The sequence below is a fragment of the Photobacterium sp. SP02 genome (assembly GCF_038519165.1).
GTDB classification, from domain to species: Bacteria; Pseudomonadota; Gammaproteobacteria; order Enterobacterales; family Vibrionaceae; genus Photobacterium; species Photobacterium halotolerans.
This window is the reverse complement of sequence record NZ_JASJOJ010000050.1, coordinates 1-19,650: the sequence shown is the minus strand read 5'-3', so window position 1 is coordinate 19,650 and position 19,650 is coordinate 1. Positions and strand designations below refer to the sequence as shown.

The window sequence follows — 19,650 nt, the reverse complement described above, 5'->3', positions numbered from 1 at the left end:
AGGCAGGCATCATATTTTGATATGAGTAAAGTTTCACTAAATAACATGTGTTTACATGCATATCTGTGGCTTTGCACCGGTTTTTGGCAGATGTAACAGGCAGGCAGACGGCAAACAGAGACACTTTCTCATACATAGAGAAACGGCCTGCAGTGCAGGCCGTGAACCAGTATTTATAACGTGACTGTCCTGTTAATTTTGTTTCTATTTCTCCGCAGAATAAGGATCGTCGGCAAGAAGGTAAGCTCTCAGGTCAGCTTTTTGTGGGTGCTGTTGCAGCCACTCGCGGAAGGCTTTTACTTTAGCGTAATTTTCATCACCGAACTTATCTTTGTAGATATCACTGAAGTTTTGTTGGGTGCTTTGTTCACGGATCTGGTGTTGCCATTGCCTGGTCACAACTGCGTTCAGTGTGCCTGCCAGGCCTTCAGCTTTCAGCAACTCCCATTCACAGCGATCTAACCACAAACCACCAACAGCTGCGCTGTAATCTACCCGGTGATCGTTTTGCGCTGAAATCCGGAATTTGTTCATAATCGTGCCGGTCACAGGGCACAACAAGGCTTTTTTGGTATCAGAAGCTTCTTGTTCGAAGCTAATCTCATCTGAGAACTGATAGTCAGGATTTCTGTCTTTCCAGGCGACGAAATCTTCAATCAATATCCAGTTCCCTTCACAGGCTGAACACGTATGCGCTCTGAACTGTCCTTCAATAAAGCTGGGATTTAAAATTCCTTGTTTACAACTCGTACACTTCATTCGATTACCTTCTTGGTGCGGTCAAATTACAACCATTGTAAAAGGATAATTAAGACAGTCTATATGCTGTGTTATAGGCGACAAGTCACAGGCTTTATTAACAACTGCCGAAGCAGATATATTCCACCGCATGTCAACATCACCCCAACACTCAAATGCACCGCAATGTATTGGGAGGAAAAGTCAGTAAAGACGCCGGTACTGTTTTGGCTATCATCAAAGTTTTGCCAAGCCCATACGGCTAACGAGTTGTACACGACATGAGTAAGGATACTTGGCCAGAGTGAGCGACTCTTCACAAAAACCCACCCCATAAATGTTCCGAGAATATAGGCAACTGGAATTTGATAGAGGTTCAAGTGATAAACAGCAAAGAGCATCGATGACAGCATGATTGCGATACCCTCAGAATAACGTTGCAAAAACCCCCTCAGGATAATACCTCTGAAGATGACCTCTTCTACCAGGGGGGCAACAATACACACAGCGAAAATTGAAGCGATGCCGTCATTCATTATTTTTCTGGTGAATTCTGTCTCTTGTTCACCAGCAACAAGAGATGAAACAATCCAGTCAGAAAGCAAAGGAATCCAAAGTATGGCTCCCGCAACAACAAAAACAATCGGCACCGACAGCAAGGTCATCGTGGCTCTCACTGAATTTCGGCTGTCATGAAACAATTGCTGCCAGGACAGGCGGTTCAGCGAGACAATGCCGGAGATGATAAGAGCACCAGATATCAGCGTGTTCACCGCGAGAAACAGCGCGGCTTCATTGTTGATATCCATTCCTATTTCAATCATCACCAGAGATAGAAACGTCTCTACCGATAACAGGCTCACCGATATAAACAGTGCGCCCCAAAAACTGGTCAGATAATGCTTTTGATTCATTCTGATTCCTCGCCATCCTGAAACTCTTCTCGCTCAAATCAGCTCACGATGTTCATTACCCGGTCTTTATCAGGACTGAACACCTTGAGATAGCTTTGATTCATGCATCTCAGAGCACATGAACCTCATCAGGTATGAACGGCATAAATCATCGCAGCATTAAACGAAAAAAGGTCTGCACAGCAGACCTTTTTATGACCGGAAGCTATATTTCCACTTCCGTTTTTCAGCAAATCACCGGTTTCAAAACAGCAGTTACTTCAGCAAAGCAACCACGGTATGACGGTGAACGTTCGCCTGGGCGGATACCACCTGGAAGGCGGCGGCGAAAGACTGGGAGTTCTGCAACGATTGCACCTTGGTATCAATGCTCTCAGCAGACTGGCCGGCCATCGCCTTGCCGACTTTCGTGTCCAGATCGGCCTGGAAGTTTCTCAGCTGATCCAGCCCTTTCTGGACCTGTTGCAATCCCTGATTAACATGGCGCATGGTGTGGCGAATTTGCTCACCGTCTGCCAGTTTCAGGGAGATATTTTCAATGCCCTGTGGCTCGGGCTGCACTTTAATGCGATTCGGCTGACCGGCCGGATAACGGTGGCCCTGCCCGCTGATGGTCACATGCTGGCCTAAGGTCTGAAAATCCGACTGGGAGGTTGAAAAGATCACATCGCCGCTTTCGGTGGCAGCCGCCCGCAGACCGAGCGGAATAACCGCTTTGTCTATTTGCTGGGTCAGCTGGCGATCGGTTTGCGAGGCATCAAAGGTCAGCAGCGCGGTGCCGCGATCCTGGACCGTCAGGTGCAACTGCTCACTCTGCTGACGCTGGCGTACCAGGTTCAGTCCGTTGACGGTAAAGCTTTGCTTGGGATCGCCTTTGGGCTGAAACTGCAGCTGACTGTCCAGCACCCGTTCACCATCAAACCGACCGCCATTCAGCGTTTGCTGTATGTGGCTATGGTGGCGCTGAAGCTGATCCACACGGCCTTGGGTAATCGCGGTCGAACTGCCCAGCATCTGAGTGAGGATTTTTTTCATCCCCTGCAGATCACGGCCCACGCTGACCAGGCTCTGATGCGCAATCTGCCCGCGGGTCACTTGTTGCTGGCCCTGTGAGAACAGCTCGCTGGTTGCCGTGTATCCGCCTTTGACGACAGCCGGGCGTTGCGCCGGTGTCGTGTCCTGAACGGCGGAAACAGAGCCACCGGCGGGTGCCGGTGGTGAAATTGTTGCCTTGTCATTTTTCAGCAGTGAAATCGACTGTTGCCGAATCTCTGCAGTAGAGTTCACCATAGTGTTCTCTCTTCCTTATAAGCGATCAAACAATGACAGATCGTTAATCTTGGTAAAGCTGGCCTGTGATGCCTGAAGTGCCGAGAGATAATTGCTCAAGCGTACAGACGCTTCCGCGTAATCCAGGTTTTTCAGGTCGCCTTCCACTTTATCAACGAACAGTTTGTTATCGGCGTGTCCGTCTGACATCAGATCCAGGTTATTGTGGCGGCCGCCCATGTCGGTTATGGCGCCTAACACGTTGCCAAAGGTGGTATCTATCGCAGCCAGGGTGCCATCCACTTCGGTTCTGAAATTGGCCGTCGGGGCCTGAAACTCTGCAATCAGATCATCAATTTTCTGAAAGACAGTGGCACCGCCACCTAAATCCAGCAACTCCAGCGCCGTCACGTTAGATTCCATTGTCACCCCTTTGGCGACTGTCACCAGACGCTTATCAGCATTGCCGTTCAGGGTGTAACCTGCGCCGGTATCCGTCAGAGCCTGTGTGTCGGTCTGGGTGCCGGAAAACAGATAGATACCTTCTTCGTCCTGAGCATTGAACACCGCCTGTAAGCCCTCTTTCAGGCTTTCCATTTCCGTGATAATGCCCTGACGATCTTCATCTGTCATGGTGCCGTTTGAACCCCATAGCACAAGATCACGTAAACTCTTTAAACTATCGCTTGCCGTGTCTAAATAGGCTTCCTGACTTGACAGCGTGGTTTTCACGTTGGCGATATTGGCCTGATACTGAGTCAGTGCGCTGCCTTCGCGTCCGAGGTTCAGAAGCTTGATGGAATCAATCGGATCGTCCGACAATTTGGTCAGACGATCACCGGTCGACATCTGTTGCATCACTTCGCCCAAACCCACATTGTTTTTGCTCAGGCTGCTCAGCATCATCTGGCTGAATTGAGTGTCACTGATACGCATAATTATTCCTTAAAACAGAGCCAGTACAGTATCGAACAGGTTATTTGCCGTACTGATCACCTTCATGTTTGCCTGATACGCATTGGCAAATATCATCAGATTGGCAGCTTCCTCATCGCTGTTCACTGAACTCAGGTTTTCTTTGACTGAGATCGCCTGTGCATTGAGGTTTTCCGCCGCTTTTGCGTCTGAGGTGACCTGGCGCGCTTTGATCGCCGTATCCCCTACCATGGCAGTAAAGGTATCGCTGATGGCGATATTGCCGTAACCGGTAATCGCAAAGGTCTGGTTGCTCAGACCAACCAAATCGGTCAGCACATCACTGTTACCCGGAGTACCGTCTGAAGACAGTGCCAGCTCTTCCGGTTTCAGGGCGGTAATTTTCAGACTCGAAGACGGGCTGGCCGGGTCGTAGGTAAACAATGGCTGGCCGGCATTGCCGTTCAGATCCTGCCCGGTGGCCAGGGTGTTGTTAAAGGCATCGGCAAACGCCACGGCCATTTCGTCCAGGGTCTGACGGAAAGGCAGCAGGGTCTCGACCTGATAGTCAGTTATCGCGCCAAGCTCACCGCCGATATCGCCGCTAATTGGGAAACGCTGACCGGCAAAATCGATTTCCAGATCGGCCAGATAGGGATCAGACGGATCGGGAATGGCTTTGATCTGAGAGGCCTGATCACCCAGCACCAGCGGCTGACCGGACGCCAGAGTGACCTGCAGACTGCCATCCGGCTGCTTATTGGTTTTGATGGACATCATTTCAGACAGCTGTCCAATCAATGCTTCACGTTCATCGAGCAGCTGAGACGGGTTGCCGTTGGTTGAGCTCATTTCAACAATGCGCTTGTTCACATCGGCAATATTGACCAGCAGGCTGTTACTCAGCTCCACCGCTGCCGTGCGCTGCTCACTCAGATCTTTATGCTGGGAGTAATAAGACTCAGACAGCGTATTGAAACGGCGCGTCAGGGCGTCTGCTTCACTGATGATTTGCTGACGCAGCGGCGTAGACTCAGGTTTCACCGACGCATCATTCAAGGCGGCGTACAAGTTGTCCAGACCTTTGGCGATGTTAAAGCTGTCTGCCCCCATCACGTTTTCAAGCTGAGACATATTGCTGAGATAACGGGAAGAATAGGACGCCTGGCTTTGGGTCGCCCAGGTTTGTCTCACTACAAATTCATCGGATATACGGCGAATACTGGTGACTTCCACCCCGTTACCGGCACTGGTGCCCAGTGCGGAGCTGGGACCGAGCGCAGCAAACTGCGCCTGCTGACGGCTGTAACCCGGCGTATTCACGTTAGCGACGTTTTGCGCGGTAACATCAAGGCCAGCACGGTTTGCATTCAAACCGGTTAATGCAATGTTGATTATGCTCATTAAGATCCGTGCTCCATTTTCGCATCAATCCTGGTAATTAGCGGCTGCTGAAACGCCATATTATTAATGGCAGTCACTCGTTGAGTAGCCGGAAGCTGTTCTTTATCAAGGGCGACCTGCTCACTGGCGGTGTTAAATTTGCCCGCCTCCGGTACCAGCGACGGGCTGTTGGCCGCCAGATTTTCACGGTTGAGCGCCGAATCGCCGCTGTCATGCGGGCTCAGTTGCTTGACCAGCATGTCGGCAATGCCGGCACTTTGTCGCTTCGCCATGTCCATCGCCAGCTGGCCGTCATAGAAGTCGCGAAAAACGCCTTGCTCTTTGCTCGAAAACGGGTTGTCTTCCGCTGCCAGTACATCACTGCTGCTGCGCATCTGGCGCAGCACCATCTGCAGAAACATGGCTTCAAACTGACCGGCCACTTCATGCAGGGCCTGTTTTTTGTCCGCCTGAAACTTCAGGTTATTCACTGCACTGTTATCGTGATACAGCATGGCGTTAGCCTGACCATCAATTTTCATTGCCACTCCTTAAATAACCACCAGCTCAGCATTCAGCGCACCCGCTTCATGCAGGGCCTGCAGAATTGACATCAGATCATCCGGCGTCGCGCCCAGGCTGTTCACCGCATCGACAATCGTGCTCAGTTCAGTCCCTTCCGGCCAGATATACATAGGTGCTTCGTCCTGATTGATATCGACCAGCGAGTTATTCACCACTTTGGTTTCACCGTCGGCAAAGGCGTTTGGCTGGCTGACAGACTGCATTTCACGAATGGTCACGGTCAGGCTGCCATGACTGACGGCAGCGGCGCTGACTGTCACGTTTTTGCCGACCACCACAGTACCGGTACGGGAGTTGAAGACGACTCGGGCCGGACGACGGCCTTCTTCGACAACCAGCTCTTCCAGCATCGACATAAAGGTCACGCGCTGCTGGGTATCCATAGGGGCCAGCACTTCCACTTTGGCCTTGTTGATAGCCGTTGCCACACCCGAACCAAAGGTGTTATTGACAGCGCGGGCAATGTTTTTCGCGGTGGTGAAGCTCGGGGTACGCAGGTTGAGCGTGATATTGGGCTTTTGATTGAAATCTGTCGGGATTTCACGTTCCAGCGTCGCGCCGTTCGGAATACGCCCCGTTGTCGGGGTGTTAATGGTTACTTTCGAGCCGCTCAGACCTTCGGCACTGGCGCCGCCGACAATCACGTTGCCCTGCGCCACCGCGTAGACTTCACCGTCCACGCCCCGCAAAGGGGTCAGCAGCAAAGTACCGCCACGCAAGCTTTTGGCATCACCCAGGGATGACACCACAATATTCACTGTCTGGCCTTTCCCTGCCATTGGATCGATAAACGCAGTCACACTGACTGACGCCACGTTTTTCAGCTTAGGATCGGTGCCTTCGCTGATCTGCACACCAAACTGGCGCAGCATATTGGTGACAGACTGGCTGGTAAATTTCACCTGGTTACGGTCACCCGTACCATCAAGACCAACAACCAGACCATAGCCCACCAGCTGGTTACCACGGATGCCTTGCACATCCACTAAATCCATAATAGGCATAGCAATGGAGGCGTTGGCAGAGACAGAGTGAGCTCCCCAAAGCGCCACTGCCATAAACAGCAATAGGGTTTTGAACGATTTCATCAGAACGGCATCCATGGGCTAGTAAAGAATTGAGTCAGCCAGCCGGCTGAGTTGCTGTCAGCCAGTGCTCCGCGGCCGGAATAGGTGATACGCGCATCACCGATACGTTGCGAAGACACCTGATTCAAGCGGTTAATGTCATCGACCCGCACAATCCCTGACAGGCGGATAAATTCATCACCCTGATTGAGACGCAGCCATTTTTCACCGCGGATACGCAGCACACCATTCGGTAGCACGGCGTTCACCGTTACTGTAATCGCCCCTTTCAGTTTGTTGCCCTGCGAGCTTTGCGATGAACCATCGAAGCCACGGCTGGCATCCACACTGGCCGATAAATTATCTGCGGTGTAATTGCCAAATATCGGCGCGCTGATGCCAACTTCAGAATCTTTGGAAAACTGGGTATTGGCTTTTTTGCTCGACTGGGTTTCTTCATCCAGCACTATAGTGAGAATGTCACCGACCCGGTAAGCACGGCGATCCTGAAACAAGGTCATCATGTAGTTGTTGCGATAAAGACTGCCGTCAGACGCTTCCGGCAAAGAGTAATCCAGTACCGGTGGCGCGAAGGCTTCATCATCGGGTTCTGGTGTGGAGAATTCAGGGCGCATGGTGCACCCTGTCAATAACACCATGAGAAATGGAATCAGCCACTTCATAGGATTTCCTTTCGGTGTAAGCATTAAACTGACTGCGCGACAAACTTCAGCATGTCATCCGCAGCTGAGACGACTTTGGCGTTCATTTCGTACGCGCGCTGCGTGGTGATCATATCGACCATCTCTTCCACCACCTGCACGTTAGAGCCTTCCAGCGCACCCTGTTTGATGCTGCCCGCACCGTCCAGGCCCGGCACTAGTTCATCCGGCTGGCCGCTGGCTTCTGTTTCGCGGTACAGGTTGCCGCCCAGCGCTTCCAGACCGGCCGGGTTTGCGAATTGCGCCAGAGTGATCTGACCCAGTTCCTGCGGCTGCGGATCACCGGCCACCTGCGCAGACACTGTGCCGTCAACACCTATGCTGATTCGGGTGGCCGCATTCGGGATCTCGATTTGAGGGATCAGCGGCAGACCCTGAGTATTGACAATCAGGCCTTCAGAGTTGACATGAAACTGGCCGTTGCGGCTGTACATGACTTCACCGTCAGAGTTTTCAATCTGGAAGAAGCCACCACCCATGATGGCCATATCCAAGTCCTGGCTGGTGTTTTGCGTGTTACCTTGGGTAAATACTTTTTGTGTGCCGACGACGCGCACACCGCTACCCAGCTGCACACCTGTCGGCAGTTCATTGACCTGGTCGACCGGTGCACCCGGCTGACGCTGAATGGTGTAGAAGAGGTCTTCAAACACAACGCGGTCGCGTTTAAAGCCTACTGTGTTAACGTTTGCCAGGTTGTTCGAGATGGCGGTCATCTTGGTGTCTTGCGCCGCCATGCCCGTTTTGCTGACCCATAATGCAGAATGCATGTGATCTCTCCTTCTTATTAGCCGTTACGCAGCAGACGGTTACCAGCCTGAGCGAGTTTTTCTGCGGTTTTCATCATCCGCACCTGCATTTCGAAATTACGTGTCAGCGACATCACGCTGACCAGTTCTTCAATCGCGGAAACGTTACTGCCTTCCAGGTGTTCCGGCGCCAGACGCACTGTGGCATCCGCGGCGAAATCATTACCGTTACGGGCCTGGAACAAGCCATCGTTCATTTTCTGAACATCGGTAATATTCGGATTGACCAGTTTTAACTGGCCCACTTCCAGTTCCGCACCACCGCCCGGTGGAATGACAGTCACCATGCCGGTTTCGCTGATTTCAATGCTCTGGTTAGGCGGAATAACGATAGGCTCGCCTTCTGCCATCACAGGGAAGCCGTTGACTGTCAGGTTGCCCTGCTGATCAATTTTCAGGTTACCGGCCCGGGTGTATGACTCACCGCCATCCGGGCTTTGTACTGTCAGAAAACCATCGCCATTGATGGCGATATCCAGTTTGCGACCGGTTTTCACCATGTCTCCGGCATCAAAACGGGTCGAGGCCGAGTTCGTCACCACCATAGTGCTGCCGTCAAAACCACGGCCCTGAACGGCATAACTTTTGGCTCTTTCCATGTCGGCACGAAAACCTGTGGTATCGGCATTCGACAGGTTGTTCGAGCGCACCTGCTGTGCGCTCAGTACCCGACTTGCTCCACTGGTTGCTGTGTATAACAAGCTATCCATCAACTAACCCTTAAATCGCGTTGAACAGCGCTTGGGTCAGCTGCTCTGTGGTCGAGATGGTTTTGGCGTTCGCCTGGTAGTTACGCTGTGCTGTCATCAGGTTGACCAGTTCGCTGGTCAGATCCACGTTAGAGCCTTCCAGTGCCCCCGGCGTCAGGCTGCCCAGGATACCGCTGCCAGGCTGACCGGTGATCGGCGCACCAGAGCCAAAGCTTTGCTGCCAGCCAGTGTTACTGACTTTGACCAGAGCTTGCGGGTTAGCAAAATCGGCCAGCATGACCTGCCCCTGCAGCAACGACTGACCGTTGGTGTAAGTGGCATATACCATGCCGTTGTCTTCCACACGCACGCCTGTCAGCTCACCGGATGAATACCCGTTCGGGTTGTTGGTGCTGGTGCCGAAATCGGCGCCGAACTGTGTAGTGCCCAGCAGGTCGATGTCCACACTCATAGGGTCGGCACCGGCAGGGTTAAAGGCAATATTGAAAGGTGCCGCCGGTGTGGCCAGCGTACCGTCAGTATTGAAGGTTGCTGCCTGAGGCGCACCCGGCGCAGCACCGTCAACAGACACATGAATATCCCAGGCATTGGCACCGGTTTTCACGAAATACTGGGTCATGGTGTGCGGGTTACCCAGCGAGTCATACACCTTGGTGGTGTAAGAGGAGTTATAGGTATCGTGGTCAGTCATATCGAATGGCGCAACCGCAGGCGTATTCACGCGAGAGTCAAAGTTCGCCACGAAATCCACACGGTCAGTGGCTTTGGCAGCCAGCGACGCCGTTTTGATTTGCAGATCACCCACAGCGCCCGATTGCAGATTGTTATTACCGTCAACGGTATAACCTTGCAGCTTCATGCCGGTGTTACTGACGATGTTGTTGTCTTTATCTGTGTTGAACACGCCAGAGCGGGTATAAACAACCTGACCGCTGGTGTCTTTGGTGACGAAAAAGCCGTTACCGCCGATAGCCAGATCCAGTGAACGACCCGTGCCGCTCACCGAACCGTTTTTATCAAAGTTCTGAGAGATGGCAGCCACTTCCACACCACCGGCCTGAATACCGTTGTAGACAGAAGAGAACTCTGTACGCGACTCTTTAAAGCCCGTGGTCGACACGTTTGCGATGTTGTTACTGATGGTATTGAGCTGTGTATTGGTGGCTCCCAGGCCACTCAGCGCGATATCAAAACTCATAATATCCTCGTTATCTTGTATGAAAATCAGCTGCCGAACTGGCTAATCTGGTAGAAAGGAACGCTGCCGACACCGGCAACATTGACCAGGGCTGAGCCCCCGTTACTTGGTACACGTACTTGTTCAACCTGACCGGCCAGCAGCACCTTGGGCTCTGTCTGGCCGGACTGGACTTCCACAGACACTGTGTAATTCCCTTCCGGCAGTTCCAGCGCTTCCGGGTCAATGGTGAAATCCACATCGCCGGCACCGTGTGCGCCCAGCGGTACTTTGGTCACACGGCCATAGTCATCTTCCAGCAGCAGGTTGACCTGATTAGACGCGTGTGCCAGTTCAATCTTGCCGCTCTGGGTACCTTCACCCAGGGTCATTTCATTGGTGCTGACATACACTGTCTGTCCCACTAAACCCGCCGTTGCCAGTACCTGCATGTTGTCCATCAAGACCATGCTGTTCTGCATCATCTTGGACATATTCTCGGTACTCTGAACCTGAGAGAACTGCGCCAGCTGACCGACATATTCCGTGCCGTCGAGCGGGTTGAGCGGATCCTGATTTTGGATCTGAGCCACCATCAGGGTCAGGAACTCGTTCTGCAGGGCATCAGCGCTGTTATCGCTGGTACGGTTTGCCTGAACACCGGTATTGCCGCTTGTGGTTGCCGGGCTATCTCCGGACAAGGCGGTGTATTGTGCTAAGCTCATCGGCTACCCTCCCCCAGACGCAGCAGGCCCTGCTGCATACTTTTCACATTGGCCAGCACTTCGACATTGGTCTCGTAACTGCGGGTGGCGGACATCATGTCTGCCATTTCCGCCACAACGTCGATGCCCGGATAGAAGACATAGCCTTCTTCGTTCGCCAGCGGGTTATTCGGTTCGAAACGCTTATCCACTTTGCCATCATGCTGAACCACATCGACAATGCGCACTTCCGCATTCGGGTACACATCTTTGTCAGCAGATAATTGTGTCTGGCTGTACACAGTGGCAAACACAGGTTTCAGCGCTTTGTAAGCATCATTAGGATTGCTGGCTACTGCGTCGGCATTGGCCAGGTTACTGGCTACCGTATTCAGACGGACGGTTTGCGCCGTCATTGCAGAACCAGCGATTGAGTAGATGTCCGTAAAAGCCATAGTGATTAACGACCCTCAATTGCTTTGGCCAGTCCGCTGAACTTCATGTTCATAAAGGTCAGACTGGTTTGAAAATCCATGTTGTTCTGGGCAAACTTGGCTTGTTCCACGCCCAGCTCAACGGTGTTACCGGTTTTGCTGTTCTGGTACGGCACCCGGTATTTCGCGCTCACATCCATTTGCGGTGGGGGTGTATCCACTCGTGAGCTTGTGTTTTTCATCACGCTTTCAAACGCCAGGTCTCTGGCGAGATATCCAGGGGTATCGACATTTGCTAAGTTGCTTGCCAATACTTTGCTGCGCTGTACCCTGAAATTAAGCGCATCAGGATGGACACCCAGCGCATTTTCAAAACTGATCGCCATTGTTTTTCCTTTAAATCGGTCACGCTTGCACCATGACTACTAACAAGAAACATGCCAATATTTTATGTATTATTTTTCAATGAGTTACAAAGAGGAAGGGAAGCGGAACTTCCGCCCTTTCACACATAAGCGGAAATCAGGAAACAGGAAATCCGGCAGGCTTCTCGCGCTGTGGGCAACGGTATTGATGCTCCCTTCTGTCACCCTGGCTGACAGCGGTAACAAACAGAATGAGTCCGAACTGGTGGCCTGGACCCAGGCTCAGATAGAGCAGGAAATCGCCAGTTATGCGTCAAGACAACAATGGCCTGACTATCACACTGAGATCAGTATCAGTGTGCCGGCTTCCGTTGATCACCTGCCGGCCTGTGACACTGCGCTGTATATCAGCGCCGCCGATCAACAGAGCCTGCCGGTGGGCTATCTGCGCCGCCAACTTGAATGCCAGTCCGGCCCCCAGCCATGGAAACTGAACATTACGGCCCAGGTCAGCATCCGGCTGCCGGTGATCGTCTCAGCAACACACATCAGGCGGGATACCAGGCTGTCGGCAACCATGCTCAAATCCCAGACCTTAACGCTGAGCCGTAATGAAGCGTTTGCGACCCGCCCCGAGCAACTCATTGGCCAGCGAACCTTAAGGCGGATCCGCAGCGGCCAGATCATCAACCCATTGCAGCTCCAGCCGCTGTGGCTGGTCGAGGAAGGTGACGCTGTCATCATAGTGGCCAGCAAAAATGGCCTGGAGGCCAGCATGAAAGGAGAAGCCTTACAAAATGGTGTTAAAGGTGAGCAGGTTTCTGTCCGCAATATCAGTTCAGGAAAGGTCATTCAGGCTTTAGTGGTCGAGCGTGGAAAAGTTGAAACTATTTTTTAATTTCCGCCCGGAAGCGGTCGCTTTTCCTCTTTAGCAGTTACTTAAATTCAAGCGGTAGAAAAAGCGAGCAGGATAAATTCATGAAAATTGACAAAGTAATTAATTCTCAAGTGGCGTCGTCAACACAGCGTCCGTCCAGCCCGGCACAAGTGGAAACCGCAGGTAAGTCGAAAGGTCTGGAGCCAGTGATCAGCGCCAGTAATCAGATCATTTCACAGGCGCAGGAAAAACTGGCCGACTTACCGGACATCGATATGGAAAAAGTGAATGCGGTGAAGCAGGCGCTGGCAAAAGGTGATCTCAAACTCGACATTGATACCCTGTCCAGCGCGATTCTGGAATTCCACACCGGACACGAATGAGGCCCGACATGAGCAAGCAGCAGATAGTGAAAGCACTGATTCAGGGGATCCGCCACGACCTCCAGGCTTACCAGCAACTCGGTCAACTGCTGTTACGGCAGCAAGCCAGTTATCTGCAATTTAACGGCACGACGTTATCCGAACTGGTAAAAAAGCAGGAACACTTGCTTGCTCAGCTTCAGCACAGCGCCTCGCAGCGCAGGCAGTTATTACAACAACTCGGACTGTCTGCCGATAAGCAAGGCATGACAATACTGATGAAAAAACTGCCGTCACCCCTGAATGCTCAGGTTCGCCAGAGCTGGCAGCAACTGGAGAATCACATCCAGTCCTGCCAGAAAACCAATCAGGTGAACGGCAATCTGTCCGCCTCTTACGGTGAATTGCTGATGCAGATTAAAGGCGAACCTGCCTATGGCACGGCATTAATGCAGAGCTGATATGACGACTGCCCGCAAAACCGGCTCCTGCTTTTGGGCCGGTTTCTGTTGTTGGTTCACACTGATCATCCTGCCGGGTTTCGCATTGGCCAACCCGGCATCGTCGTCTTTTTCTCTCAGTGCCGATGCCTTACAGGCTCAGGTCGACAAGTTACTGCCCCACCGCCAGCTGATTCAGCGACACCTGCTGCGTAATAAAGAGACACTGCTTGATATTGAGCAGGCACTGCGTGACAAACAGCTCCCGGCCAACCTGGCGTTACTGCCCATGATTGAATCCACGTTCAGGGTAGATGCCGTCTCGTCAGCCAATGCAGCCGGCCTGTGGCAGCTGATACCGGCCACCGCCGAGCGGTTCGGATTGCAGGTACAAGCCGACAACGACGAGCGCTTTGATGTCCAAAAGAGCACTCAGGCCGCCGTCGCTTACCTGTCATTTCTGTACAACAAGTTCGATCACGACCTTGCGCTGACACTGGCCGCCTACAATGCCGGCGAAGGCAGGGTCGGCCGGGCCATCAAAAAAGCCAACAGCCGCCGGTTCACGGCGCTGTCGTTACCGAAGGAAACCCGCGACTATGTGCACAAATTTCATGCACTGCTTTCGGTTGTGGATCTGGACGCGCTGACCCGACAGGCAAGCGCAAAAGATCCCCTTCTCCGGCTGACCGTCAGCCACCCGCCCACCGATATGGAAACCCGGATACTGACTGATCTGTTTGCTAAACGGGAGGTCATTAATATGTCGCCTGTCAAACCACTGATACCTTTATAAATATTGATACTCGCACATCCGTGAACGGTTCCTATACTGAAGATTGATATTTCTATTAATGAGCATTACCTGTCGGTTCTCACCAACAGGCCGATGAAGACGTAGAAGGACACGTTATGACGGACACGATTCAGGCTTGTCTGCTGGGAACCCTATGCCTGCTGATGATCTCAGGGTGCGATCGCGACAATGCACAAGACAAAGCGTTAATAAAAGCGCTGGAAAATAAAGTCGAGATGCTCGAACAGCAGCTGGAAGAACAGCCGGTTCAAAACCTCCTGAGTCAGGATTCGCAACGTGTCGAAGAGCTTGAACAAGAAGTCAACACACTCAGGGGCCGGCTGAGCAAACAGATCAGCTTTTCTCCAACCTTACAACGTATAGCAGAAAAAGGTTACCTCGAATGCGGGGTCAGTACCGGGCTACCCGGCTTTTCCATGCCCAATCAGCAAGGCGAATGGTATGGCCTGGATGTGGAGTTCTGCCAGGCGGTCGCCGCCGCAACCCTGGGTGATAAAAGCAAAGTAAAATTTATCCCTCTCAATGCCCGTGAGCGCTTTTCAGCGCTGCAAAAAGGCGAGATAGACATACTGTCACGCAATACCACCTGGACTTTGCAGCGCGACACGGCGCTCGAACTGCATTTTGCCGGCATCCTGTATTTCGATGGTCAGGGCTTTATGGTGAAAAAATCCCTCAACGCCAACAGAGCGGAAGATTTGTCCGGCGCCACCATTTGCGTTCAGTCCGGTACCACCACCGAGCTGAACCTTGAGGACTACTTCAAACTCAATAACCTGATTTACACCCTGGTGCCGTTTGATACCGCGCAGGAAACTATCATGGGCTTTGAAGAAGGCCGTTGCGATGTGCTGACCGCAGATCAGTCCGGACTTTACGGCTTAAGGCTGAATCTGAAAAATGCCGAAGACGCGATTATTTTACCGGATATCATTTCCAAAGAGCCACTGGGACCTGTGGTCCGTCAGGGGGACGACCAGTGGTACAACATAGTGAAATGGACACTGAATGCCATGATCAATGCCGAGGAGCTGGGGATCAGCTCGCAAAATATCGACGAGATGAAAAGCAGCAATATTCCTGAAGTACGCCGGTTTCTTGGTTTAGACGGCCCGCAGGGAAAAAGCCTGGGCCTTAGTCCGGACTGGGCGTATCAAATCATCAAACAAGTGGGTAATTACGGCGAAAGCTTTGATCGCACAGTCGGCATCCAGTCTCCGCTTCATATACAGCGGGCACAAAACAGTCTCTGGACACAGGGAGGTTTGCATTATGCGCCCCCGATACGTTAGTCTTGCCTCAGCCTGACGGGTCAAACCGTCAAATTTACACACTGTTACATCTTTGATCATAGGTATTGGCACTGACTCCAGTATATTTAAGCCAATAGATTCAACGTTTTTTTCAATTTCGGTTCAAATTTTCAATGACTTACTATTGAAACTTGCCGACGTTGCCGCCATATATGGCATAGTAGATTTCAACACTAACCCTAAGGGGAAGCATTTATGAACGATCGTATTGTCCGTAGTAATGGCTACGAAGGCGTACTGTCAACGAACAAGGTTCTGCGTAACACTTATTTCCTGTTATCCCTGACCCTACTGTGGTCAGCCGTGGTAGCCGGTGTTTCAATGGCAATGAACCTGCCGCATCCTGGCATCATCATCACCCTGGTTGGCTTTTACGGTTTGCTGTTCCTGACAGAAAAGAACCGTGACAGCGGCCTGGGGCTGGTCTTTACCTTCCTGCTTACTGGTTTCATGGGTTACACCCTTGGCCCAATCCTGAACATGTATATTGGCGCGGGTATGGGACATGTGATCATGCCGGCACTGGGCGGTACTGCACTGACCTTCATGGCCTGTTCAGCTTATGCACTGACCACTAAACGCGACCTGTCGTTCCTGAACGGCATGCTGCTGGCCGGCTTTATTGCTATTGTGGTTGCCGTGATTGCAAACATCTTCCTGAAAATGCCAATGCTGTCTCTGGTGATCAGCGGAATGTTTGTGCTCTTCTCTTCTGCGGCAATCCTGCTGACTACGCAGTCGATTGTGCGCGGCGGTGAGACAAACTATATCTCTGCAACCGTGACTTTGTATGTGTCTATTTACAACCTGTTCCTGAGCCTGCTGCAAATTCTGGGCATCATGGGCAGCGACGATTAATCTCGTCCGCCACTTACAATGCCAGAAGCGCCCTCCGGGGCGCTTTTTGTTTTTCTGTGATGCGGTAAATGGCCTTCAGTAAGCAGGCAATAGTGCGCAGAACACTTGCGAAGGACGAGCGATATCACTATCCTTGCCGGGTTAATAACTGCGAGACCGACCATGCTTGAATTTGACGGAAATGTCATCGACACCGATGCCCAGGGGTATTTAAAGAATGTCAGCGACTGGACACCGGAAATGGTGCCCCTGCTGGCGCAAGATGAAGGCGTTGAGCTGACTGACGCCCACTGGGAAGTGGTCACTTTTGTTCGTGAATTCTATCTGGAATTTAATACCTCACCCGCTATCCGGATGCTGGTGAAGGCAATGGCAAAAAAGTACGGTGAAGAAAAAGGCAGTTCCAAGTATCTGTTCAAACTCTTTCCCAAAGGGCCGGCTAAACAAGCCACCAAACTGGCGGGTTTACCTAAACCGGCAAAATGCTTGTGATCTATAGCCGGTGCCAAGCGGCTTCGGCTATATAATTTCAAATCCGTCAATCGCACGCCATTCAAGATCATCCCGGCTTACACTGTCCACCCGGGATGTACGGGGACCACTGGTCAGCCAGTCTACCAATTGTTCGACTTTTTCGGCTTTCCCGCACGCCAACACTTCGACGCTGCCGTCGGGTAAATTCTTCGCATAACCGCTCACACCGATTTTCAACCCTTCATGCGCTGTATGAAAACGAAACCCCACCCCCTGAACATGGCCAGTGACCCTGACCAAGACGCAAATTTGTGACATATATCACCTCAAGATTAGTCCTATTTAAAAGATAAAATATTAGTATTCACTTACGCCACACCACTCCTCTTTATTCAGGATGACAAAATGAAAGAAGTTGCATTTCGATGGATTGATAAATACCTCATTCACCTCAGGCTGCAGGAGAAGTTCTACCTCTTGTTCTTGTTGCCGCTTATCGGAATGATCGCTGTAAGTGCAATTTTAGCTGATGCTGGCGAAAAGCAGTATCAATCACTTATCGCACAAAAATTACAGACTTCAGCGCACTTACTGGCAGAACTGAAAGTGTCGCAGGCTGATGCCGCTCAATTGTTGAGTGGTACCCACCTCGCGATTGGACGTGGGATCGATGCGGTATCGGTGGCGGGAATGAATTACAGCCTGGTGTCCACTGAGTCATCGGGCCTGTTTGATTACCTCACAGGATTTCAGATTGGATTGGGCCTCTTTGTGGTATTCATGGCCTGTGCCATGGTGTATTACATCATGACCTTTATTGGCGGTGCGATGTTCACTACGCACAAAGCACTGTCGACTCTGGCTGATGGCGACCTGACGCAGCGGCTGAACTTTTTTAAAGTCCGGGATGAGTTCAGCACCATTGCCATCACTATCGACAAAGTGGCAGAACGCGAACAGCAACTGGTGCTGGCCACTCAGGAAGCCACCGCACTGATGCAGCAAATCAGCAGCGAGCTTCGTCAGCGCTCGATGCAAACTGAAAACCTTTCGACCGACCAGCAAGCACACCTGGACTCGCTGGCGAGTGCCACCGAAGAGATGGCCTCTTCAATCCGTGAAGTGGCCGCCCATGCGCACGACACCTCAGCGCAGACCCAGGAAGCCCAGGACGTGACTGAACAGGGCCGCATCCAGGTCAGCAATACTAAGCAGGCCATCAACCAGCTGACTCGCGAAATTCATCAGGCTGCTGAAGCCGTTAATGCACTCGACAGTAATGCCGCAAAAATTGACGCTGTGGTCACCACCATCAATGCCATTTCAGAGCAGACTAACCTGCTGGCATTGAACGCGGCTATTGAAGCAGCCCGCGCCGGCGAACAGGGACGCGGTTTTGCCGTGGTCGCGGACGAAGTGCGCACCCTGGCAGGCCGGACACAAACCGCGACCGTCGAAATCCAGCAGATGATTGAATCACTGCAAAAAAACAGCCAGACCCTGATGGCCGTGATGCAGAGCACAGTCACCAACGCCGGTGAGAGTGAAACCCTGATGGGGTCGGTTGACCAGCAAATCACCCAGATATCAGAGCGTAATCAGCATATTTCAGATCGCAGCACGGAAATTGCGGCTGCTGCGGAGCAGCAGGGTTCGGTCGCAGACGGCATTGCCAGCAGCGTTGAGCAGGTGCGGGAGCAATCGCGCCAGGTCAAGCAAGTGATTGCCCACACGGCCAGTGATATTGAGCGCTTGAATCAACAGGCCCAGCAACTGGAAATTCTGATGAATGGTGTCAGAGCCTGATCCGGGCGACCCGACATTGCTTCTTAGCTCCTCCCCCTTTTTCAAGGGGGAGGCTAGGAGGGGGTTACGTGGCTGCCTCGACGGTTTCAACACTCATCGCAATCGCTGTATCAACCCCACCCTAACCCTCCCCTTCATAAGGGGAGGGAATCGAAATGCCTTTTGGGTCCTCCCTCCCTTTCAAGGGAAACCTCACTATTCCTGAAATGCCCCGACTTGCGGTTGATTTTCCTCACACCGAACAAGATAATACGCCTCCATTCTTTACAGCTTCTGGTCCTAACATGACAGCTTCTATCTATTTGGTGAAAGGTCGCGATAAATCACTGCGCCGCCGCCATCCTTGGGTTTTTTCACGTGGTATTCAACGTGTCGAAGGGAAACCTGAACTGGGCGACACCGTTGATGTGTTTGATCACAAAGGTGAATGGCTCGCCCGTGGTGCCTATTCTCCTCAGTCTCAGATCCGTGTCCGTGTCTGGTCCTTTGAGCAAAACGATACCATTGATACCGCGTTCTTTATCAAACGTCTGAACGCCGCTCAGGGATTGCGGGACATTCTGGCTGAACGTGACGGACTGACAGGTTACCGTTTGATCGCTGCTGAGTCAGACGGACTGCCGGGTATTACTATCGACCGATACCAGGATTTCCTGGTGTGTCAGTTGCTCAGTGCCGGCGCAGAAGCACAGAAAGACAATCTGATTGAAGCACTCAAAACCTGCTACCCGGAGTGCAGCATCTATGAGCGCTCTGATGTATCGGTACGTAAAAAAGAAGGCCTGAAGCCTCGCACCGGCGTGTTGCATGGCGAGACCCCGCCGGCGATTGTCACCATTGAAGAAAACGGCATTAAAATTCATCTTTACAGCGGGCATGGCCCAGACTGACCAGTGTATTGGTCATAGTCG

Annotated in this window: 23 protein-coding genes and 1 pseudogene; 9 read left to right on the top strand and 15 right to left on the bottom strand. The window is 52.0% G+C overall.

What is annotated here, in order from left to right; genetic code table 11:
* Window positions 1–204: 204 nt before the first annotated feature.
* From P0Y67_RS17495 to flgB, 14 genes are all read right to left on the bottom strand, one after another.
* Window positions 205–759, bottom strand: coding sequence for a TFIIB-type zinc ribbon-containing protein (locus P0Y67_RS17495; RefSeq protein ID WP_342392929.1), 555 nt, complete (start codon window positions 757–759; stop codon window positions 205–207).
* A gap of 71 nt (window positions 760–830) precedes the next feature.
* Window positions 831–1,652 carry a CPBP family intramembrane glutamic endopeptidase gene (locus tag P0Y67_RS17490; protein WP_342392928.1) on the bottom strand — a complete coding sequence of 274 codons (822 nt, stop codon included), beginning with the start codon at window positions 1,650–1,652 and terminating at the stop codon, window positions 831–833.
* Between the two features lie 255 nt (window positions 1,653–1,907).
* Entirely contained in the window at window positions 1,908–2,942 is a 1,035-nt protein-coding gene (locus tag P0Y67_RS17485) for a flagellin (RefSeq protein WP_342392927.1), read from the bottom strand.
* A 15-nt stretch (window positions 2,943–2,957) separates the two neighbouring features.
* Window positions 2,958–3,857, bottom strand: coding sequence for a flagellar hook-associated protein FlgL (gene flgL / locus P0Y67_RS17480; protein ID WP_192016530.1), 900 nt, complete (start codon window positions 3,855–3,857; stop codon window positions 2,958–2,960).
* 9 nt (window positions 3,858–3,866) lie between these two features.
* A complete protein-coding gene (gene flgK, locus P0Y67_RS17475; protein ID WP_342392926.1) occupies window positions 3,867–5,240 on the bottom strand; it encodes a flagellar hook-associated protein FlgK in 1,374 nt (457 codons plus the stop codon).
* Complete coding sequence (locus tag P0Y67_RS17470) at window positions 5,240–5,761, bottom strand: rod-binding protein (RefSeq protein WP_342392925.1); 522 nt, start codon at window positions 5,759–5,761, stop codon at window positions 5,240–5,242. Before P0Y67_RS17470 ends, flgK begins: the two co-directional genes overlap by 1 nt.
* A gap of 9 nt (window positions 5,762–5,770) precedes the next feature.
* A complete protein-coding gene (locus P0Y67_RS17465; RefSeq protein ID WP_046220787.1) occupies window positions 5,771–6,862 on the bottom strand; it encodes a flagellar basal body P-ring protein FlgI in 1,092 nt (363 codons plus the stop codon).
* A 29-nt stretch (window positions 6,863–6,891) separates the two neighbouring features.
* Entirely contained in the window at window positions 6,892–7,554 is a 663-nt protein-coding gene (gene flgH, locus P0Y67_RS17460; RefSeq protein WP_342392924.1) for a flagellar basal body L-ring protein FlgH, read from the bottom strand.
* Between the two features lie 23 nt (window positions 7,555–7,577).
* Window positions 7,578–8,363, bottom strand: coding sequence for a flagellar basal-body rod protein FlgG (flgG, locus tag P0Y67_RS17455; RefSeq protein ID WP_342392923.1), 786 nt, complete (start codon window positions 8,361–8,363; stop codon window positions 7,578–7,580).
* 17 nt (window positions 8,364–8,380) lie between these two features.
* A complete protein-coding gene (gene flgF, locus P0Y67_RS17450; protein ID WP_342392922.1) occupies window positions 8,381–9,112 on the bottom strand; it encodes a flagellar basal-body rod protein FlgF in 732 nt (243 codons plus the stop codon).
* Window positions 9,113–9,122: 10 nt separating this feature from the next.
* The gene (gene flgE, locus P0Y67_RS17445; RefSeq protein WP_027252391.1) at window positions 9,123–10,310 is read right to left on the bottom strand and encodes a flagellar hook protein FlgE; all 1,188 of its coding nucleotides are present in this window, start codon (window positions 10,308–10,310) and stop codon (window positions 9,123–9,125) included.
* A 26-nt stretch (window positions 10,311–10,336) separates the two neighbouring features.
* A complete protein-coding gene (gene flgD, locus P0Y67_RS17440; protein WP_342392921.1) occupies window positions 10,337–11,014 on the bottom strand; it encodes a flagellar hook assembly protein FlgD in 678 nt (225 codons plus the stop codon).
* On the bottom strand, window positions 11,011–11,448 hold the full coding sequence (flgC, locus tag P0Y67_RS17435; RefSeq protein ID WP_342392920.1) for a flagellar basal body rod protein FlgC: 438 nt from the start codon (window positions 11,446–11,448) through the stop codon (window positions 11,011–11,013). Before flgC ends, flgD begins: the two co-directional genes overlap by 4 nt.
* A gap of 5 nt (window positions 11,449–11,453) precedes the next feature.
* Window positions 11,454–11,813, bottom strand: a complete 360-nt coding sequence (flgB, locus tag P0Y67_RS17430; RefSeq protein WP_342392919.1) for a flagellar basal body rod protein FlgB — start codon at window positions 11,811–11,813, stop codon at window positions 11,454–11,456.
* 187 nt (window positions 11,814–12,000) lie between these two features.
* Here flgB and flgA point away from each other — a divergent pair, with 187 nt between their 5' ends.
* From flgA to P0Y67_RS17395, 7 genes are all read left to right on the top strand, one after another.
* Window positions 12,001–12,690 carry a flagellar basal body P-ring formation chaperone FlgA gene (gene flgA / locus P0Y67_RS17425; protein ID WP_342392942.1) on the top strand — a complete coding sequence of 230 codons (690 nt, stop codon included), beginning with the start codon at window positions 12,001–12,003 and terminating at the stop codon, window positions 12,688–12,690.
* Between the two features lie 80 nt (window positions 12,691–12,770).
* Window positions 12,771–13,052, top strand: coding sequence for a flagellar biosynthesis anti-sigma factor FlgM (flgM, locus tag P0Y67_RS17420; protein ID WP_027252396.1), 282 nt, complete (start codon window positions 12,771–12,773; stop codon window positions 13,050–13,052).
* A gap of 8 nt (window positions 13,053–13,060) precedes the next feature.
* Window positions 13,061–13,492 (top strand): flagellar export chaperone FlgN, encoded by a 432-nt coding sequence (gene flgN, locus P0Y67_RS17415; protein ID WP_342392918.1) that lies wholly within the window; start codon window positions 13,061–13,063, stop codon window positions 13,490–13,492.
* A 1-nt stretch (window position 13,493) separates the two neighbouring features.
* A complete protein-coding gene (locus tag P0Y67_RS17410) occupies window positions 13,494–14,267 on the top strand; it encodes a lytic transglycosylase domain-containing protein (RefSeq protein ID WP_342392917.1) in 774 nt (257 codons plus the stop codon).
* A 116-nt stretch (window positions 14,268–14,383) separates the two neighbouring features.
* On the top strand, window positions 14,384–15,580 hold the full coding sequence (locus tag P0Y67_RS17405) for an amino acid ABC transporter substrate-binding protein (RefSeq protein WP_342392916.1): 1,197 nt from the start codon (window positions 14,384–14,386) through the stop codon (window positions 15,578–15,580).
* A 216-nt stretch (window positions 15,581–15,796) separates the two neighbouring features.
* A complete protein-coding gene (locus P0Y67_RS17400) occupies window positions 15,797–16,459 on the top strand; it encodes a Bax inhibitor-1/YccA family protein (protein ID WP_342392915.1) in 663 nt (220 codons plus the stop codon).
* 162 nt (window positions 16,460–16,621) lie between these two features.
* Window positions 16,622–16,951, top strand: coding sequence for a TusE/DsrC/DsvC family sulfur relay protein (locus tag P0Y67_RS17395; RefSeq protein ID WP_161446428.1), 330 nt, complete (start codon window positions 16,622–16,624; stop codon window positions 16,949–16,951).
* A gap of 27 nt (window positions 16,952–16,978) precedes the next feature.
* Here the strand turns inward: P0Y67_RS17395 and yccX are convergent, their stop codons facing one another.
* Entirely contained in the window at window positions 16,979–17,251 is a 273-nt protein-coding gene (gene yccX / locus P0Y67_RS17390; protein WP_342392914.1) for an acylphosphatase, read from the bottom strand.
* Window positions 17,252–17,338: 87 nt separating this feature from the next.
* Here yccX and P0Y67_RS17385 point away from each other — a divergent pair, with 87 nt between their 5' ends.
* The gene (locus P0Y67_RS17385; RefSeq protein ID WP_342392913.1) at window positions 17,339–18,739 is read left to right on the top strand and encodes a methyl-accepting chemotaxis protein; all 1,401 of its coding nucleotides are present in this window, start codon (window positions 17,339–17,341) and stop codon (window positions 18,737–18,739) included.
* 284 nt (window positions 18,740–19,023) lie between these two features.
* Window positions 19,024–19,617 (top strand): annotated as a pseudogene (locus tag P0Y67_RS17380) (23S rRNA (cytosine(1962)-C(5))-methyltransferase RlmI); the annotation flags it as partial.
* Window positions 19,618–19,650: the final 33 nt, after the last annotated feature.

Bases quoted from the DNA above. Each gene is read 5' to 3' on its own strand.
- P0Y67_RS17495 (WP_342392929.1), bottom strand. From the start codon at position 759: ATGAAGTGTACGAGTTGTAAACAAGGAATTTTAAATCCCAGCTTTATT.
- P0Y67_RS17490 (WP_342392928.1), bottom strand. From the start codon at position 1,652: ATGAATCAAAAGCATTATCTGACCAGTTTTTGGGGCGCACTGTTTATA.
- P0Y67_RS17485 (WP_342392927.1), bottom strand. From the start codon at position 2,942: ATGGTGAACTCTACTGCAGAGATTCGGCAACAGTCGATTTCACTGCTG.
- flgL (WP_192016530.1), bottom strand. From the start codon at position 3,857: ATGCGTATCAGTGACACTCAATTCAGCCAGATGATGCTGAGCAGCCTG.
- flgK (WP_342392926.1), bottom strand. From the start codon at position 5,240: ATGAGCATAATCAACATTGCATTAACCGGTTTGAATGCAAACCGTGCT.
- P0Y67_RS17470 (WP_342392925.1), bottom strand. From the start codon at position 5,761: ATGAAAATTGATGGTCAGGCTAACGCCATGCTGTATCACGATAACAGT.
- P0Y67_RS17465 (WP_046220787.1), bottom strand. From the start codon at position 6,862: ATGGCAGTGGCGCTTTGGGGAGCTCACTCTGTCTCTGCCAACGCCTCC.
- flgH (WP_342392924.1), bottom strand. From the start codon at position 7,554: ATGAAGTGGCTGATTCCATTTCTCATGGTGTTATTGACAGGGTGCACC.
- flgG (WP_342392923.1), bottom strand. From the start codon at position 8,363: ATGCATTCTGCATTATGGGTCAGCAAAACGGGCATGGCGGCGCAAGAC.
- flgF (WP_342392922.1), bottom strand. From the start codon at position 9,112: ATGGATAGCTTGTTATACACAGCAACCAGTGGAGCAAGTCGGGTACTG.
- flgE (WP_027252391.1), bottom strand. From the start codon at position 10,310: ATGAGTTTTGATATCGCGCTGAGTGGCCTGGGAGCCACCAATACACAG.
- flgD (WP_342392921.1), bottom strand. From the start codon at position 11,014: ATGAGCTTAGCACAATACACCGCCTTGTCCGGAGATAGCCCGGCAACC.
- flgC (WP_342392920.1), bottom strand. From the start codon at position 11,448: ATGGCTTTTACGGACATCTACTCAATCGCTGGTTCTGCAATGACGGCG.
- flgB (WP_342392919.1), bottom strand. From the start codon at position 11,813: ATGGCGATCAGTTTTGAAAATGCGCTGGGTGTCCATCCTGATGCGCTT.
- flgA (WP_342392942.1), top strand. From the start codon at position 12,001: ATGCTCCCTTCTGTCACCCTGGCTGACAGCGGTAACAAACAGAATGAG.
- flgM (WP_027252396.1), top strand. From the start codon at position 12,771: ATGAAAATTGACAAAGTAATTAATTCTCAAGTGGCGTCGTCAACACAG.
- flgN (WP_342392918.1), top strand. From the start codon at position 13,061: ATGAGCAAGCAGCAGATAGTGAAAGCACTGATTCAGGGGATCCGCCAC.
- P0Y67_RS17410 (WP_342392917.1), top strand. From the start codon at position 13,494: ATGACGACTGCCCGCAAAACCGGCTCCTGCTTTTGGGCCGGTTTCTGT.
- P0Y67_RS17405 (WP_342392916.1), top strand. From the start codon at position 14,384: ATGACGGACACGATTCAGGCTTGTCTGCTGGGAACCCTATGCCTGCTG.
- P0Y67_RS17400 (WP_342392915.1), top strand. From the start codon at position 15,797: ATGAACGATCGTATTGTCCGTAGTAATGGCTACGAAGGCGTACTGTCA.
- P0Y67_RS17395 (WP_161446428.1), top strand. From the start codon at position 16,622: ATGCTTGAATTTGACGGAAATGTCATCGACACCGATGCCCAGGGGTAT.
- yccX (WP_342392914.1), bottom strand. From the start codon at position 17,251: ATGTCACAAATTTGCGTCTTGGTCAGGGTCACTGGCCATGTTCAGGGG.
- P0Y67_RS17385 (WP_342392913.1), top strand. From the start codon at position 17,339: ATGAAAGAAGTTGCATTTCGATGGATTGATAAATACCTCATTCACCTC.